The 945-nt window shown below is 58.8% G+C and carries 2 pseudogenes; both read right to left on the reverse strand.

From position 1 onward, the window contains the following. Nucleotides 1-458, reverse strand: a pseudogene (locus tag FQ182_RS29640) (IS66 family transposase); the annotation flags it as partial. Then, nucleotides 445-813: pseudogene (locus FQ182_RS29645) on the reverse strand (DDE-type integrase/transposase/recombinase); the annotation flags it as partial. The pseudogenes FQ182_RS29645 and FQ182_RS29640, both read right to left, overlap by 14 nt. Nucleotides 814-945: the final 132 nt, after the last annotated feature.

Below are 945 nucleotides of genomic sequence, written 5' to 3' on the forward strand. Positions count from 1 at the left end.
GCCCAGCAGCCCAAACGCTCGACACCTGGCTGCGCGCCCAAGGCGTTATAGCCGGCGTAATCGTCGGTCATCAGGTAGCCGCGATAATCGGCAAGCAGGCGCAGCGGCACCTCCTGCGCTCGGCTGGTGGTGTAGTCAAACAGGACAACTGGGCGCGCAGGCGGGCCGCTGGCTTGGACCCACATCCAGGACTGGCTGGTCGGGTCTCGATCCGGTTCCTTCAGCACTTGTACCCGCGTTTCATCGCAGTGGATAACTGGACTTTCCAGCAACCGGTCGCGCATCAAATTCAGCAACGGTTGCAAGTGTTCGCCGCACTGGATCACCCAGCGCGCCAAGGTTTGGCGGGGGATATCGACGCCGTGTCGGCCAAGTACTTTTTCGAACCGATACAGTGGCAAACCGTCGACGTATTTGGTGGTCAGCAACATCGCCAAAACGCTGGGGCCGCCCTGCGCAACGTTCGGCAAGCACCGTGCGCTCCATCAGTTCAGCAGCCCGTTCGCCGCTTTCTTGCTCGTAAACCTCCCAGCCCACGGCTTTACGGCTGTAGATGTCTTCAATCAAATACAGGTAGTAATACTTTCCACGCACGGGCGAGGGTAAATAGGTGATGTCCCAAGACCAAACCTGATTGGCGGTGGCGGCACGGTGAGTCGTCGGCGCTGCATGCTTGTGCGGTGCATGGCTGCGGCCACGTCGGTGCTGCTGATTAGCCTCTTTGAGGACGCGGTAAAAGGTCGACTCTGAGGCCAGGTAACGGTCTTGATCGGCCAACATTGGCACGATCTGGCTGGGCGGCAGGCTGACGAATGTCAGTAAGCGCCTCATAAACCCCACATACCAAACGATGGGCTTAATGGTTACCGTGGCATTTCTGGCGAGCAGTTCCACGGCAGCAAGGCTTCGAAGTCTTCTACCGAAGTAGCTTGCGGTAGGCGTTCA

The sequence above is a fragment of the Pseudomonas sp. ANT_H4 genome, from assembly GCF_008369295.1.
Classification (GTDB): domain Bacteria; phylum Pseudomonadota; class Gammaproteobacteria; order Pseudomonadales; family Pseudomonadaceae; genus Aquipseudomonas.